Here is a 14,166-nt window from a genome sequence, read left to right as displayed (position 1 = left end):
GGCAAATGGTGAAAAACCCCCCTTTTCTTGACCCTGCCCATGCCTCCTCCTATCCTCAAGGGCAAAGGAGGGGGATATGGACCGGATTGAAGGCGTGCTCAAGGAAGAGCGGGTGTTCTACCCGAGCGAGGCCTTTCGCCAGCAGGCCCACATCAAGAGCGAGGAGGAGTACGAGCGCCTTTACGAGGAAAGCCTAAAGGACCCCGAGGGCTTCTGGGGACGGGTGGCCTCGGAGCTCCACTGGTTTGAGCCCTGGCAGAAGGTTCTGGAGGGGGACCTCCCCCACCCCAAGTGGTTCGTGGGGGGGAAGACCAACCTCTCCTACAACGCCCTGGACCGCCACGTGAAGACCTGGCGCAAGAACAAGGCGGCCCTCATCTGGGAAGGGGAGCCTGGGGAGGAGCGGGTCCTCACCTACCACGACCTCTGGCGGGAGGTGCAGAAGTTCGCCAACGTCCTAAAAAGGCTTGGGGTGAAGAAGGGCGACCGGGTCACCATCTACCTCCCCATGGTTCCCGAAGCGGCCATCGCCATGCTGGCCTGCACCCGCATCGGGGCGGTGCACTCCGTGGTCTTTGGGGGCTTTTCCTCTGGGGCTTTGGCCGACCGCATCAAGGACGCCCAGGCCAAGGTCCTCATCACCGCCGACGGCGGTTACCGCCGGGGCGGCATCGTCCCCTTGAAGCAGAACGCCGACGAGGCCCTCAAGGAAACCCCCAGCGTGGAGCACGTGGTGGTGGTGCGCCGCACCGGGGAGGAGGTCCCCTGGACCCCGGGGCGGGACCACTGGTGGCACGAGCTCATGGAGGCGGTCCCCGACCGCTTGGACCCCGAGCCCATGGAGGCGGAAGACCCCCTCTTCATCCTCTACACCTCGGGCTCCACGGGCAAACCCAAGGGCGTCCTCCACACCACGGGCGGCTACATGACCTACGTCTACTACACCACCAAACTGGTCTTTGACCTCAAGGACGAGGACGTCTACTGGTGCACCGCCGACGTGGGCTGGATCACCGGCCACTCCTACGTGGTCTATGGGCCCCTCCTCAATGGGGCCACCACGGTGATGTACGAGGGGGCCCCCAACTGGCCGGAGCCCGACCGCTTCTGGCAGATCGTGGACAAGTACGGGGTGACCATCCTCTACACCGCCCCCACCGCCATCCGGGCCTTCATGAAGTGGGGGGAGGGGTGGCCCGCCAAGCACCGCCTGGAAACCCTGAGGCTTCTCGGCACCGTGGGCGAGCCCATCAACCCCGAGGCCTGGCTTTGGTACTACCAGGTGATCGGGAAAGGGCGGTGCCCCATCGTGGACACCTGGTGGCAGACGGAAACGGGGGGCATCATGATCACCACCCTGCCCGGGGCCCATCCCATGAAGCCGGGGCACGCCGGCAAGCCCTTCTTCGGGGTGAAGCCGGAGATTTTGGACAGCGAGCACAAGCCCGTGGAGAACCCGGACGAGGGCGGCCACCTCTGCATCACGAGGCCCTGGCCCAGCATGCTCCGCACGGTCTGGGGCGACCCGGAGCGGTTTATCCAGCAGTACTTCAGCCAGCACCCCGGGGTCTACTTCACCGGGGACGGGGCGCGGCGGGATAAGGACGGCTACTACCTGATCCAGGGCCGGGTGGACGATGTCCTGAACGTGGCGGGCCACCGCCTGGGCACCATGGAGATTGAGTCCGCCCTGGTCTCCCACCCGGCGGTGGCGGAGGCGGCGGTGGTGGGCCGCCCTGACCCCATGAAAGGGGAGGCCATCGTGGCCTTCGTGACCCTGAAGGAGGGGTATACGCCTTCCGATGCCCTCAGGGACGAGCTCAAGGCCCACGTGGCCAAGGTGATCGGCCCCATCGCCCGCCCCGACGAGGTGCGCTTCACCGACGCCTTGCCCAAGACCCGCTCCGGCAAGATCATGCGCCGCCTCCTGCGGCAAATCGCCGCCGGGGAGAAGGAGATCAAGGGGGACACCTCCACCCTCGAGGACCGCTCCGTGGTGGAGAAGCTGAAAGAGGGGGCCTAAGGCCCCGGCCTTGGGCCCGGCGGGCTAGCCCGCCGGGCTCTTGTGCACGTGCACCACCTTCCACCCCTCGGGGAAGCGTACCGCCACCCGGCTCTCGTTCACCGCCCGGTGCCTTAGGCCGCCTTCCTCCTCCAGGGTGAGGAGGAGGGTGTAGCTGAAGATGGCCACGTCCCCATAGCGCTGGAGCCTTCTTTCCAAGAGGTCTATCCGGTAGGGCCTGCCCTGGGTGGCCCAGCGCTTCTCCACCATGAAGCGGTGGAACTCCAAGCCGTCCAGGCGGTGGGGGGTGACGAACCACTCGTAGAGGGAGAGCTCAGGGTGAGTGGTGGCGGCGTAGGCGGCGTAGTCCCCCTCGTAGATGCTCCTTAGGTGTTCTTCCAGAAAACCCCAAAGCTCGGCCTCCCCTTCCACGGCTCACCTCCCCGGCTGGTACTCCCCCCACTCCTCCCGCAAGACCCCGCAGACCTCCCCCAGGGTGGCCCGGCGGCGGAAGGCCTCGAGGACATAGGGGAAGAGGTTTTCCTGCCCCCTGGCTGCCTGGCGCAGGTTCTCAAGGCCCACCCGGACGCTTTCCCCGTCCCGGTTGGCCTTGAAGGCGGCGAGCTCCCGCTTCCTCCTTTCGTGGAGCTCCGGGTCAATGCGCTGCACGGGCACGGGTTCGTTCAGGGGGCTATTGGGGTCAAAGAAGCGGTTCACCCCCACGATGATGCGCTTGCCCTCCTCCACCTCCTTCTGGAACTGCCAGGCGGACTCCTCTATGGCCCGCTGGAAGTAGCCCGCCTCCACCGCGGCCACGGCCCCGCCCAGGGCGTCTATCTCGGCGATGAGCCTCTCCGCCTCCTTTTCCAGGGCATCCGTGAGATGCTCCACGTAGAAGCTCCCCCCCAAGGGGTCAATGGCCTTGGTCACCCCGCTTTCGTAGGCCAGGATCTGTTGGGTGCGCAGGGCGAGGAGGGCGCTTTTCTCCGTGGGCAGGCCCAGGGCCTCGTCGTAGGCGTTGGTGTGGAGGCTTTGCGTGCCCCCAAGCACGGCGGCCAGGGCCTGGTAGGCGGTGCGCACCACGTTGTTCAGGGGTTCTTGGGCGGTGAGGGTGGAGCCCCCGGTCTGGGTGTGGAAGCGGAGCATCCAGCTTTTGGGGTCCTTGGCCCCGAACTCCTCCCGCATGATGCGGGCCCAAAGCCGCCTGGCCGCCCGGAACTTGGCCACTTCTTCCAAGATATCCCCGTGGGCGGCGAAGAAGAAGGAGAGCCTGGGGGCGAAGGCGTCCACGTCCAGGCCCCGCTCCAGGGCCGCCCGCACGTAGGCCTTCCCGTCCGCCAGGGTGAAGGCAATCTCCTGGGCGGCGGTGGCCCCGGCCTCCCGGATGTGGTAGCCGGAGATGCTGATGGTGTTCCACTTGGGCACGCGCTTGGCGCAGAACTCAAAGATGTCCGTCACCAGGCGCATGGAAGGGCCTGGGGGGTAGATGTAGGTGCCCCGGGCGAAGTACTCCTTGAGGATATCGTTTTGCACCGTGCCCGAGACCTTGTCCCAGCTTACCCCCTGCTCCTCCGCCACCAGGAGGTAGAGGGCGAGGAGCATCATGGCGGGGGCGTTGATGGTCATGCTGGTGGAGACCCGGTCCAAGGGGATGCCCTCAAAGAGCTTGCGCATGTCCTCGAGGGTGGCGATGGACACCCCCACCCGCCCCACCTCCCCCACGCTCATGGGGTGGTCGGGGTCCAGGCCGAGCTGGGTGGGCAGGTCAAAGGCCACGCTGAGGCCGGTCTGGCCCTGGGCGAGAAGGTATCGGTAGCGGGCGTTGGACTCCTCGGCGGTGGAGAAGCCGGCGTACTGGCGCATGGTCCAGAGCCGGTCCAGGTACATCCGCGGGTAGATGCCCCGGGTGAAGGGGTATTCCCCCGGGCGGCCGAGCTTTTCCCGGTACCCCTCGGGCAAGGACTCAAAGAGGCCTTCCATGCTTTAGTTTTACAGGAAGAGCCGGAGGAGAAGAAGGGCCAAGAAGAGGACCCCCAGGATGAGGAGCAAAGGGGGCAAGAGGAGGCTATAAAGGGCCAGCACCAAGGCAAAAAAGTCCTTCCAGTCGGGCCTGGGCTCCTTCTGCACCCCCTTAGCATACCCTCTTCGCCGCCTGGCTTTCCCGCTTCCTAGCTACATCCCCTTTTGATAGCATTAGCCCATGGCCCTGTCCAAAAACGCCCGGAAGGCGCTTAAGGTCCTGGCCCGCCGGGGGGCTCCCGAGGTCCTCTTCGCCCTAAGCCGGGGAGCCTCCCGCTTCTCCGACCTGGAAAGCCTTCTTGTCCTCTCCCCGAGGACCCTGGCGGAGAGGCTTCGGGAGTTCCACCTTTTGGGCTTCGTGGAGCGGCGGGCCTACCCCGAGGTGCCGCCTCGGGTAGAATACACCCTGACCCCGCGGGGCAAGCGGGTTTTGGATTTCCTGCGCGGATTGGAGGACGTATTGGAGCCCAAGGAGGAGGTGCGGTGAAAGCCAAAGCCATCGTGGTCACATCGGGCAAGGGCGGGGTGGGGAAGACCACCACCACCGCCAACCTGGGGGCGGCCTTGGCCAAGCTGGGGGAGAAGGTGGCGGTGGTGGACGTGGACGTGGGCCTCCGCAACCTGGACGTGGTCATGGGCCTCGAGGGGCGGGTGGTCTTTGACCTCATTGACGTCCTGGAGGGGCGGGCCAAGCCCCGGCAAGCCCTCATCCGGGACAAGCGGGTGGAAAACCTCTACCTCCTTCCCGCCTCCCAGACCAAGGACAAGGAGGCCCTGGACCCCGCCAAGTTCAAGGAGCTCGTCCAGTTCCTCCTCACCGAGGAGGGGTTTGACCGGGTGCTCATTGACTCCCCCGCCGGGATTGAAAAGGGCTTCCAGACCGCCGCCACCCCGGCGGAAGGGGCCTTGGTGGTGGTGAACCCGGAGGTGAGTAGCGTCCGGGACGCCGACCGCATCATCGGCCTCTTGGAGGCCCGGGAGATCCGGGAAAACTACCTCGTCATCAACCGCCTCCGCCCCAAGATGGTGAGCCGCGGGGACATGCTCTCCGTGGAGGACGTGGTGGAGATCCTGGGCCTAAGGCCCATCGGCATCATCCCCGAGGACGAGCAGGTCATCGTTTCCACCAACCAGGGGGAGCCCTTGGTCCTCAAAGGGACGGGCCCCGCTGCCCAGGCCTTCTTGGACACCGCCCGGCGGATGCGGGGCGAGGAGGTGCCTTTCCGCCACCTGGACGAGGCCCAGGGCTTTTTGGGCGTCCTGCGCAAGCTCTTTGGGGGTCGGTGATGTGGTGGCGCAAAAAGAGCAAGGAGAAGGCCAAGGAAAGGCTTAAGCTGGTCCTGGCCTACGACCGGGCCAGGCTTTCCCCGGGCCTGGTGGAAAGCCTGAAGAAGGACCTCTTGGAGGTGCTCCGCCGCTACTTCCCCGCCCAGGAGGAGGGCCTCGAGGTGGCCCTGGAGGAGCGGGGGGAGAAGATGGTCTTGGTGGCGGACATCCCCTTGCGCTGAGGTGGGCGTGGTCCTTAGGCGGCCGAACCCCTTGGCATACGACTGGGGGCTCATCCTTTTGGCCCTTTTCTTGGCCGTCCTCGGGGTTTTTAACCTGAGGAGCGCCGCTCCTGACCCTAGCCTCGTTTCCCGGCAGGTCTTGGCCCTCGTCCTGGGCCTTGGGCTTGCGGTGGGGGTCCAGTTCTTTACCCGCCGCCTCCTCTTCGCCTGGGCCTATCCCCTCTACGCCTTTTCCTTGGCCCTTCTGGTGGCGGTCTTGGCCTTCGGCAAGGAGATCAACGGGGCCAAGGCGTGGTTTGTGCTAGGCCCCTTGCAGTTCCAGCCCCTGGAGCTCGCCAAGGTGGGCCTCGTCCTGGCTCTCTCCCGCTTCCTTGCGGAAAGGCCCATCCGCCGCCTTTGGGACTACGTCTTGCCCGCCCTCCTCGTGGCGCCGGCGGCGGGGCTTCTCCTCCTCCAGCCCGACCTTGGGGGCACCCTGGTGGTCCTCTTCGGGGCCTTTACCGTGCTCTTCGTGCGGGGGCTACCTTGGAAGCACCTCCTCATCGGGGCCTTGGCCCTCGTCCTCCTCGTGCCCACCGTGATCTGGCCCAACCTCAAGCCCTACCAACGGGAGCGGGTCCTGATCGTCTTAGACCCCTACCGCGATCCCCTAGGCCAGGGCTTTCAAGTGATCCAGTCCACCATCGCCATCGGCTCCGGCGGGCTTTTCGGCAAGGGGTATGGCCAGGGGACCCAGACGCAACTGGGCTTCGTACCCTTCCGGCACACGGACTTCGTCTTCGCCGTTTGGGCGGAGGAGTGGGGTTTCGTGGGGGTGGTGGGCCTCCTTGGGCTTTACGCCCTTCTCGTGGTGCGCCTCTTTGGCCTGGCCCTGGAGTGTTCCCGGATGGAAGACCGCCTTTTCCTTGCCGGGATTGGGGGCATGTTGGCCTTTCAGGTCTTGGTGAACCTGGGGGTGGCCCTGGGGGTGATGCCCGTCACTGGCCTCACCCTGCCCCTTTTCTCCTATGGAGGGTCCAGCCTCATGGCCACCCTCTTCGCCTTGGGTCTGGTCCTCCTCGTCCACCGGGACCGGGCGGCCCTCTAGCCTGCTAAACTGGGCCCCGTGGCGGACGTGCTGGTGCGCCTATCGGGGGTGCGCAGGACCTTCGGCGGGGTGGTGGCCTTGGACGGGGTGGACCTGGAGGTGCGAAGGGGGGAGTTTTTTAGCCTTCTCGGGCCCTCCGGGTGCGGAAAGACCACGCTTCTTAGAATTCTCGCCGGGTTTGACACCCCGGATGCCGGGCGGGTGGAGATCGCCGGGAAGGACATGGCGGGGGTCCCCCCCTACGACCGGCCCGTGAACACCGTCTTCCAGAACTACGCCCTCTTCCCCCACATGACCGTGGAAGCGAACGTGGCCTTCGGCCTCAGGATGAAGGGCTTGCCCCAGGCTGAGGTGAAGCGGAAGGTGGCTTGGGCCTTGGAGCTCGTGGACCTCGTGGGCCTGGAGAAGCGCTACCCCAGGGAGCTATCCGGGGGGCAGAAGCAACGGGTGGCCTTGGCCCGGGCCTTGGTCTTGGAGCCCCTGGTCCTCCTCCTGGACGAGCCCCTTTCCGCCCTGGACGCCCGGCTTCGCCAGGAGCTTCGGGTGGAGCTGATGCAACTCCAGAGGCGGCTTGGCACCACCTTCATCTTCGTCACCCACGACCAGGAGGAGGCCTTGGTCATGTCCGACCGCATCGCCGTGATGCGCGCGGGGCGCATCGTGCAGGAGGGGCTTCCCGACGAGGTGTACGAAAGGCCCAAAAACCGCTTCGTGGCGGAGTTTCTAGGCCGCTCCAACTTCCTTTCCGCCAAGCCCCACCCCTTGGGGGCGGAAACCCCCGTGGGCCCTTTACGGCTCAAGGAGCCCTTGACGCAGGCGGCCACCCTGGCCATCCGCCCGGAAAAGATCCGCCTCTACCCGGCGCAAAACGGGGCCCCCGCCCGGGAGAACCTGGTGCGGGCGGTGGTGGAGGAGATCGTCTACACGGGGGCGGAGAACCAGTACTACCTGCGGGCGGGGGAGGTGCGGCTCCTGGCCTACACCCTGAACCAGGACCTGCAGGAGCCGGGGGCGGAGGAGTTCGGGTATGGGGAGGAGGTCTACGCCTACCTCCCCCCGGAGAACCTGGTGGTGGTCCATGAATGAGGCGGCGACCCCTAGCCAGCGCCTCTTCCGGGTCCTGGTCACCGTGGGACCGGGGGGGCTTTGGCTTCTCCTTTTCGTGCTCCTTCCCTCCCTTTTGGTCCTCCTCGCTTCCTTCCTCACCCGGGGGCCTTACGGGGAGCTCGGCCCGCCCCTTGGCCTGCACAACTACGCCCGGGCCTTGGAGCCCCTTTACCTCGAGGCCTTCGCCCAAAGCCTCTTGGTGGGCGTTTGGGCCACGCTCCTTTCCGCCCTTTTAGGCTACCCCTTGGCCTTTTACATCGCCCGCCACCCCAAGCGGGACCTCCTCCTCTTTTTGCTCCTCTTACCCTTCCTCACCAACTTCCTCATCCGGGTCTACGCCTGGCTCGTGTTGCTCCAACGGGAAGGGCTCGTGAACGCCCTTTTGGGGGCTTTTGGCCTTGGTCCTTTCCCCTTCTACCCCTCCTTTGGCGCCGTGCTCTTGGCCACGGTCTACACCTTCTTGCCCTTCTTTGTCCTGCCGGTGTACGCCAGCGTGGAAAGGTTGGACTGGCAGCTATTGGAAGCGGCCTACGACCTTGGGGCAAGGCCTTTTAGGGCTTTTCTTCACGCGGTGCTTCCCCAAACCTACCCGGGGCTTTTTGCCGGAAGCGTCCTCGTCTTCATTCCCGCCATGGGCACCTTTGTGGTGGCGGACCTCTTGGGGGCTGGGCGGGTGGTCCTCATCGGCAACCTCATCCAGCAGCAGTTCGGCGTAACCCGGGACTGGGCTTTCGGGGCGGCGTTGAGCGTTTTTCTCATGGGCTTCGTTCTCCTAAGCCTTTACCTCTACGCCCGCATCCAGGGGGAAAGGGGGCTTGAGGAGCTGGTATGAGGCGGCTTCTTTCCCTGCACGCCCTTTTGGTCTACGCCTTCCTCTACCTTCCCCTTTTGGTGATCGTGGCCCTGTCCTTCAACGAGAGCCGCCGGGGGGTGCGCTTCACCGGCTTCACCCTGGACTGGTACCGGGCCCTGTTCCAGGACCCCAGGGTCTTGGAGTACTTCGGGAACACCCTGGCCGTGGCCTTGGTGTCCACCCTGGTGTCCACGGCCTTGGGCACCCTGCTCGCCTTGGGCATGGTGCGCTACCGCTTCTTCGGCAAAGAGCTCTTGCGCTACCTCCTCTACATCCCCGTGGTGATGCCCGACGTGGTCATGGGGATCTCCCTCCTCCTCCTTTTCGCCTTTTCCCGGGAGCTTTTGGGCTTCCCTAGGCTTTCCCTCCTCACGGTGATCCTGGGGCACATCACCTTCCAGTTGGCCTTCGTGACCCTGGTGGTGCGCTCCCGGCTCCTCCTCCTGGACCCCGCCTTGGAGGAGGCGGCCCGGGACCTGGGGGCCAGGGGGTTCCAGACCTTCCTCCACGTGACCCTCCCCTTGGCCTGGCCGGGGGTGGCGGCGGGGGCGCTTCTCGCCCTTACCCTGTCCCTGGACGACTTCGTGGTCACCTTCTTCACCGCAGGCCCCGGGGCCACCACCTTGCCCCTTTACATCTATTCCAGTGTGAAGCTGGGCGTAAGCCCCAAGGTGCACGCCCTCTCCACCCTCATCGTGGGCCTTTCGGCGTTTTTTCTGGCGTTGGGGTATGCTCTTTCCCGGAGGCGGGTATGAGGCGAGGGTTGGTTCTCCTTCTGTTGGCGGTTTTGGTCCTCCTCGGGGTTTTCCTCCTGCGGCCTAGGCCGGCCCAGGGGGAGGGTACCCTCTACTTCCTGAACTGGGCCGACTACATCCCCGAGGAGCTCGTCAAGAAGTTTGAGGCGGAAACGGGGGCCAAGGTGGTCCTGGACACCTTTGAGTCCCCCGAGGCCATGCTGGCCAAGCTGAAGGCGGGGGCGGACCAGGAGTTTTCCCTGGTGGTGGCCCCGGACTACTACGTGCTCCAGATGGCCCGGGAGGGCCTCCTCGCCCCCTTGGACAAGGGGAGGCTTGCCAACCTTAAGAACCTGGACCCCTTCTTCCAAGACCCCCCCTACGACCCGGGGTTGCGGTACTCCGTCCCCTACCTTTGGGGTACCACGGGCATCGCCTACCGGGAGGACCTGGTCCAGGGCCCTGTGGACTCCTACGCCGTCTTTTTTGACCCCGCCCGCCAGGTGGGGCCCTTCCTCCTCCTGGACGAGATGCGGGAGACCATTGGGGCGGCCCTCAAGTACCTGGGCTACTCGGTGAACACCACGGACCCCGCTGCCTTGGAAAAGGCCAAGGCGCTCCTCCTTAGCGCCAAGGGGCGTTCCGTGGGGTTTGCGGGCGGTGTAGAGGCCCTAAACCGCATCCTGGCGGGGGATGCAGCCCTTAGCCTCGCCTACTCGGGGGACGTGCTCCAGGCCCGGCAGGAGGACGAGCGCCTCCGCTACGCCATACCGAAGGAGGGGGGCACCCTTTGGACGGACGCCATGGTGGTCCTGGAGCGGGGGCCGGCAAAAGCCCTGGCCTACCGCTTCATAGACTTCCTCTTGGAGCCGGAAAACGCCGCCGCCTTGGCCGAGTACACCCGCTACGCCACCCCCGTGGCCGCCGCCATTCCCCTTCTTCCCGAGGAGATGCGCCAAGACCCCGTGGTCTTCCCCCCGGAGGAGGTGCGGGCCAAGCTGGAGTACCTGAAGGACCTGGGGCCGGACATCGCCCTCTTTGACCGGGTTTGGACCGAGGTAAAGGCCCGCTAAAGGTGCCTTGGCGGGGGATGGGGTAAGCTGGACCCATGAGGAAGCTTTGGGCCCTTCTCCTCGTCTTGGGCCTGGCCTGGGGCCAAGGGGTAGAGGCCCTTTGGGTGAGGTCCTGCGCCCAGTGCCACGGGGAGAAGGGCCAAGGGGTGCGCCCCTACCCCTCCCTGCAGGGGGTGGCCTCCTTTTTCGCTACCCCGGAGGGGCGGCGCTACCTGGTCCTGGTGGTCCTCTACGGCAAAAAGGGCGAGGCCGGCCTTATGCCGGGGTTTTCCCAACTCAAGGACGAGGAGCTCGCCGCCCTCCTAAACCACCTCCGCACCCTCCTCGGGGCCAAGGGCGAGCCCTTTACCCCGGAAGAGGTCCGGCGGGGGCGAGGCCTGAACCTCACCCCCGACCAGGTGAAGCGCCCCTAGAGGGGCTCTTCCAGGACAGCGCCCTCGTCCGCTTGGCGCACCAGGGCGGCGTAGCGGGCGAAGAGGCCCCGGGTGAAGGCGGGTGGGCGGGGTTGCCATCTCGCCTTGCGCCGGGCGAGTTCTTCTTCGGAAAGGAGGACCTCGAGGCGGCGGTTCTCCACGTCAATCCGGATGGTGTCCCCTTCTTCCAGGAGGGCGATGGGGCCTCCCACGAAGGCCTCGGGGGCGATGTGGCCGATCATGAGGCCCCGGGTTCCCCCGGAGAAGCGGCCGTCCGTGAGGAGGGCCACCTCGGGGCCGAGGCCCTCCCCCACGATGGCGCTGGTTACGGAGAGCATCTCCGGCATGCCGGGGGCTCCCTTGGGCCCCACGTAGCGGATGACCACCACGTCCCCCGGGCGGATCTCCCCTTTTAGGACCTTTTCCATGGCCGCCTCCTCCGAGTCAAAGACCCGGGCGGGGCCTTGGAAGAAGGTGCGCTCCGTGCCGGCGAGCTTGAGGACGGCCCCTTGGGGGGCGAGGTTCCCCTTAAGGACCACCAGGCCTCCCTGGGGCTTGAGGGCCTTATCCACGGGGAAGACCACCCGTTGCCCTTCCTTTTCCCGGTAGGCCCTTTCCACCTCTTCCGCCAGGGTTCTCCCCGTGAGGGTCTTCTCGTCCCCAAAGAGGAGGCCCGCCTCCAAAAGCCGCCGGAAGACGAGGGCCGTCCCCCCGGCCTCAAAGAGCTCCCAGGCGGTGTAGGTGCCCCAAGGCCTCAGGTCGGCGATGACGGGGGTCTTGCGGGAAACCTGGTCAAAGTCGTCCAGGGTGAGCTCCACCCCCGCCTCCCTGGCCATGGCCAGGAGGTGGAGCACGGCGTTGGTGCTCCCCCCCGTGGCGGCCACGGTGGCGATGGCGTTGAGGAAACTCTTCCGGGTGAGGAAGTCCTTGGGCTTCCAGTCCTTGGCGATGGCCTCCGCCAGGATTTTCCCCGCTTCCCGAGTGGCCCGGGGCTTGTCCGGGTGGACGGCGGGGATGGCGTTGTAGCCGAGGGGGGAGAGGCCGAGGGCCTCGAGGGCCATGGCCATGGTGTTGGCGGTGTACTGGCCGCCGCAGGCCCCGGGGCCCGGGATGGCCCGCTTCTCTATCTCCAATAGCTCCTCGTCCGAGAGCTTACCCGCCGCCCGCTGGCCCACCGCCTCAAAGACCTCCACGATGGTGAGCTTCCTTCCCCGCCACTCCCCGGGGGCGATGGTGCCCCCGTAGAGGACCATGCCGGGAACGCCGCTCCGGATGACGCCCATGGCCCCCCCGGGGATGGTCTTGTCGCAGGCGGAGAGAGCCACCATCCCGTCGTAGAGGTAGCCTTGGGCCACGAGCTCCACGCTGTCGGCGATGACCTCGCGGCTTACAAGGCTTGCCCGCATGCCCGGGGTGCCCATGCTGATGCCGTCGGAGATGGCGGGGGCCCCGAACTCAAAGGGCACGAGACCCGCCTCCCTAAGGCCCGCCTTGAGGTCCAAGGCCAGGGTGCGCAGGTGGAAGTTGCAGGGCATCCCGTCGGTGAAGGTGTTCACCACCCCCACGAAGGGCCTTTGGAAGTCCTCGTCCCCTACCCCCACCGCCCGGAGCATGCTGCGGGCGGGGGCCTGTTGCAATCCCTTCTTGATGCGGTCGGATCTCATGCGTCCCTCCAACTGGCGGTCTTGCCGTGGTACTGCCTGGCCTTGGGAAGGAGGCGCACCAGGGCCTTGGCCGCCTCCTCCGGCGTGAGGAGAAGGCCTTCTTCCTTGTAGCCTCTAAAGACCCGCTGGAGCACGGGAGCGGCGCTTCCTTGGGCCTCCCGGGCCTGGCGTTGCATCTCCGTTTCCACCACCCCGGGCCGGAAGACAAAGCAGGCGACCTCGGGCACCTCCGCGGCCAACTGCCGCGCCAGGTGCTCCTCCGCCGCCTTGGCCACGGCGTAGGCGCCGATGCCGGGGAGGTTCGTTTCCGCCGCCCCCGAGCCCACGTACACCGCAAGCCCCTCCCCCCGCCTCCGCAGGAGGGGGTAGGCGAAGCGGGCGAGCTGGTAGCCGGCGAGGAGGTTGGCCTCGAGGACCTCCATAAAGAGCGCCTCCGCCATCTCGTAGAGCAAGGGCCCCGGGTGCAGGACCCCGGCGTTGTGGATGTAGCCGAGGAAGTTGCCTAGGCCTTCCGCTTTTTCCACCAGGACCTCGGCCACCTCGGCCTTGCCGGCGCTCCCCGCCACGTGGGCCACCCTGGCCCCCAGGGCCCGGGCCTCCTCCGCCACCGCCCTTAGCGGGGCTTCCGAGCGGGCGTTCAGGACCAGGTCGTAGCCCGCCTTGGCGAGCTCCAGGGCGAGGGCCCTGCCGATGCCCCGGCTCGCCCCGGTGAGGATGAGGGTTTTTCTCATAGGAGTTCCTCCGTGGGGATTTCCACGCCGAGGAAGGAGAGCCGCTTGCCCGGGCCCAGGGTTTCCACTTCCCCGTAGGAGGCCCCTTGGGGGTGGCGGTGGACCAAAATCCTTTGGCCCTCGAGGTCCACCACCCAGGCCTCGGGCACACCCCCTTGGGCGTAGAGGTGGAGCTGGGTGGAGAGGTCGTAGCGCAACGAGGTGTCGGCCACCTTCACCACCAGAGGGTTTTGCCCGGAGAGCAGGGCTTTCCCTTCTAGGACCAAGGGGGCCAAGGGGCTTGTTAACCTGCGGACGATGGCGGCGCACCTAGGACCGATAGGGCGCATCTCCACCAGATCCCCTTCCACCAGCTCAAGCCGTAGGTCCTCGGGGAAAACTCCCGCCTCCACCCTCCGATGGAACTCTTCCAGGGAAATCCGGTGACGGGTCATGGGAGGACCTCCTTGAGGGGGAAGGAGAGGCCAAGGACTTCCAGCGTGCCCTCTTCCAGGACCTGTTGGAACCGGTAGGCCCCGCCCTGGGGCTCGCTATAGCGGTGGAGCCGGTCCCGGGTTAGGTCCAGTACCCAGACCTCGGGCACCCCTGCTTTGGCGTAGAGGGGGACCTTTACCCGGAGGTCGTAGTCCAGGGAGGTTTCCGCCACCTCTATGACCAAGAGGGCATCTTGGGTTTCGGGCACCCTTTCCCCATAAAAATCCTCGCGGAAGCGGAGCAGAACCAAGTCTGGCTGGACTTCGGTGTCAGGGAAAAGCCGCAAAGGGTCTTGGATCTGCAGAAGGGCTTTGCGGGCTTGTTGTAAGGGGAAAAGCTTGTCCATAAGCCGCTTGAGTGCGGCCATATGCCGCTTCCCCACCGGGCTCATCTCCAGGATCTCCCCCTGCACCAGCTCCACCCGGGCGTCCTCGGGGAGGATGCCCACCTCCTGCATCCGGTGGAAGTCCTCAACATTAAAGCGGTGGCGGACCATTGCCC

General features: G+C 66.2%; 17 protein-coding genes. 10 read left to right on the top strand and 7 right to left on the bottom strand.

The features are described from left to right. The first annotated feature begins 76 nt into the window (after positions 1 to 76). Positions 77 to 2,023 (top strand): acetate--CoA ligase, encoded by a 1,947-nt coding sequence (gene acs / locus L0C60_RS09005; RefSeq protein WP_234505308.1) that lies wholly within the window; start codon positions 77 to 79, stop codon positions 2,021 to 2,023. A 24-nt stretch (positions 2,024 to 2,047) separates the two neighbouring features. On the opposite strand, the gene L0C60_RS09000 is transcribed toward acs, so the two are convergent. From L0C60_RS09000 to L0C60_RS08990, 3 genes are read right to left on the bottom strand one after another with little or no spacing between them, the layout of a single operon-like run. After that, positions 2,048 to 2,434: a nuclear transport factor 2 family protein gene (locus tag L0C60_RS09000; RefSeq protein WP_234505310.1), complete on the bottom strand. Its 387-nt coding sequence runs from the start codon at positions 2,432 to 2,434 to the stop codon at positions 2,048 to 2,050. A gap of 3 nt (positions 2,435 to 2,437) precedes the next feature. Then, complete coding sequence (locus L0C60_RS08995) at positions 2,438 to 3,982, bottom strand: acyl-CoA mutase large subunit family protein (protein ID WP_234505313.1); 1,545 nt, start codon at positions 3,980 to 3,982, stop codon at positions 2,438 to 2,440. A 9-nt stretch (positions 3,983 to 3,991) separates the two neighbouring features. Further along, positions 3,992 to 4,129 (bottom strand): hypothetical protein, encoded by a 138-nt coding sequence (locus tag L0C60_RS08990; protein ID WP_234505316.1) that lies wholly within the window; start codon positions 4,127 to 4,129, stop codon positions 3,992 to 3,994. Between the two features lie 73 nt (positions 4,130 to 4,202). Between L0C60_RS08990 and L0C60_RS08985 the strand changes: the two genes are divergently transcribed. From L0C60_RS08985 to L0C60_RS08945, 9 genes are read left to right on the top strand one after another with little or no spacing between them, the layout of a single operon-like run. Then, entirely contained in the window at positions 4,203 to 4,508 is a 306-nt protein-coding gene (locus tag L0C60_RS08985; RefSeq protein ID WP_234505320.1) for a winged helix-turn-helix transcriptional regulator, read from the top strand. Then, complete coding sequence (gene minD, locus L0C60_RS08980; RefSeq protein WP_243092680.1) at positions 4,505 to 5,308, top strand: septum site-determining protein MinD; 804 nt, start codon at positions 4,505 to 4,507, stop codon at positions 5,306 to 5,308. The genes L0C60_RS08985 and minD overlap by 4 nt, the downstream gene beginning before the upstream one ends. Then, positions 5,308 to 5,529 carry a cell division topological specificity factor MinE gene (minE, locus tag L0C60_RS08975; RefSeq protein WP_234505325.1) on the top strand — a complete coding sequence of 74 codons (222 nt, stop codon included), beginning with the start codon at positions 5,308 to 5,310 and terminating at the stop codon, positions 5,527 to 5,529. Before minD ends, minE begins: the two co-directional genes overlap by 1 nt. Positions 5,530 to 5,536: 7 nt before the next feature. Continuing rightward, on the top strand, positions 5,537 to 6,616 hold the full coding sequence (gene rodA / locus L0C60_RS08970; RefSeq protein WP_234505327.1) for a rod shape-determining protein RodA: 1,080 nt from the start codon (positions 5,537 to 5,539) through the stop codon (positions 6,614 to 6,616). Between the two features lie 18 nt (positions 6,617 to 6,634). Continuing rightward, a complete protein-coding gene (locus L0C60_RS08965; protein ID WP_234505329.1) occupies positions 6,635 to 7,702 on the top strand; it encodes an ABC transporter ATP-binding protein in 1,068 nt (355 codons plus the stop codon). Then, positions 7,695 to 8,555 (top strand): ABC transporter permease, encoded by an 861-nt coding sequence (locus L0C60_RS08960; RefSeq protein ID WP_234505331.1) that lies wholly within the window; start codon positions 7,695 to 7,697, stop codon positions 8,553 to 8,555. Before L0C60_RS08965 ends, L0C60_RS08960 begins: the two co-directional genes overlap by 8 nt. Next, positions 8,552 to 9,331 carry an ABC transporter permease gene (locus L0C60_RS08955; RefSeq protein WP_234505332.1) on the top strand — a complete coding sequence of 260 codons (780 nt, stop codon included), beginning with the start codon at positions 8,552 to 8,554 and terminating at the stop codon, positions 9,329 to 9,331. Before L0C60_RS08960 ends, L0C60_RS08955 begins: the two co-directional genes overlap by 4 nt. Continuing rightward, entirely contained in the window at positions 9,328 to 10,383 is a 1,056-nt protein-coding gene (locus tag L0C60_RS08950; RefSeq protein ID WP_234505334.1) for a polyamine ABC transporter substrate-binding protein, read from the top strand. Before L0C60_RS08955 ends, L0C60_RS08950 begins: the two co-directional genes overlap by 4 nt. A 35-nt stretch (positions 10,384 to 10,418) precedes the next feature. Next, positions 10,419 to 10,796, top strand: a complete 378-nt coding sequence (locus L0C60_RS08945; RefSeq protein WP_234505336.1) for a c-type cytochrome — start codon at positions 10,419 to 10,421, stop codon at positions 10,794 to 10,796. Here the strand turns inward: L0C60_RS08945 and ilvD are convergent. Genes ilvD through L0C60_RS08925 form a run of 4 tightly spaced genes read right to left on the bottom strand, consistent with a single transcriptional unit; the run spans position 10,793 to position 14,161 of the window. Beyond that, on the bottom strand, positions 10,793 to 12,460 hold the full coding sequence (ilvD, locus tag L0C60_RS08940) for a dihydroxy-acid dehydratase (RefSeq protein ID WP_234505337.1): 1,668 nt from the start codon (positions 12,458 to 12,460) through the stop codon (positions 10,793 to 10,795). The genes L0C60_RS08945 and ilvD overlap by 4 nt on opposite strands. Next, positions 12,457 to 13,191 (bottom strand): SDR family NAD(P)-dependent oxidoreductase, encoded by a 735-nt coding sequence (locus tag L0C60_RS08935; protein ID WP_243092679.1) that lies wholly within the window; start codon positions 13,189 to 13,191, stop codon positions 12,457 to 12,459. Before L0C60_RS08935 ends, ilvD begins: the two co-directional genes overlap by 4 nt. Next, complete coding sequence (locus L0C60_RS08930) at positions 13,188 to 13,625, bottom strand: Uma2 family endonuclease (protein ID WP_234505340.1); 438 nt, start codon at positions 13,623 to 13,625, stop codon at positions 13,188 to 13,190. Before L0C60_RS08930 ends, L0C60_RS08935 begins: the two co-directional genes overlap by 4 nt. Further along, positions 13,622 to 14,161 (bottom strand): Uma2 family endonuclease, encoded by a 540-nt coding sequence (locus L0C60_RS08925; protein ID WP_234505342.1) that lies wholly within the window; start codon positions 14,159 to 14,161, stop codon positions 13,622 to 13,624. The genes L0C60_RS08930 and L0C60_RS08925 overlap by 4 nt, the downstream gene beginning before the upstream one ends. Between the last annotated feature and the right edge of the window lie 5 nt (positions 14,162 to 14,166).

It is taken from the genome of Thermus hydrothermalis, from assembly GCF_022760925.1.
GTDB lineage: Bacteria > Deinococcota > Deinococci > Deinococcales > Thermaceae > Thermus > Thermus hydrothermalis.
Note: the sequence above shows the minus strand (reverse complement) of the source record. Positions and strands in the feature narration are given on the sequence as shown.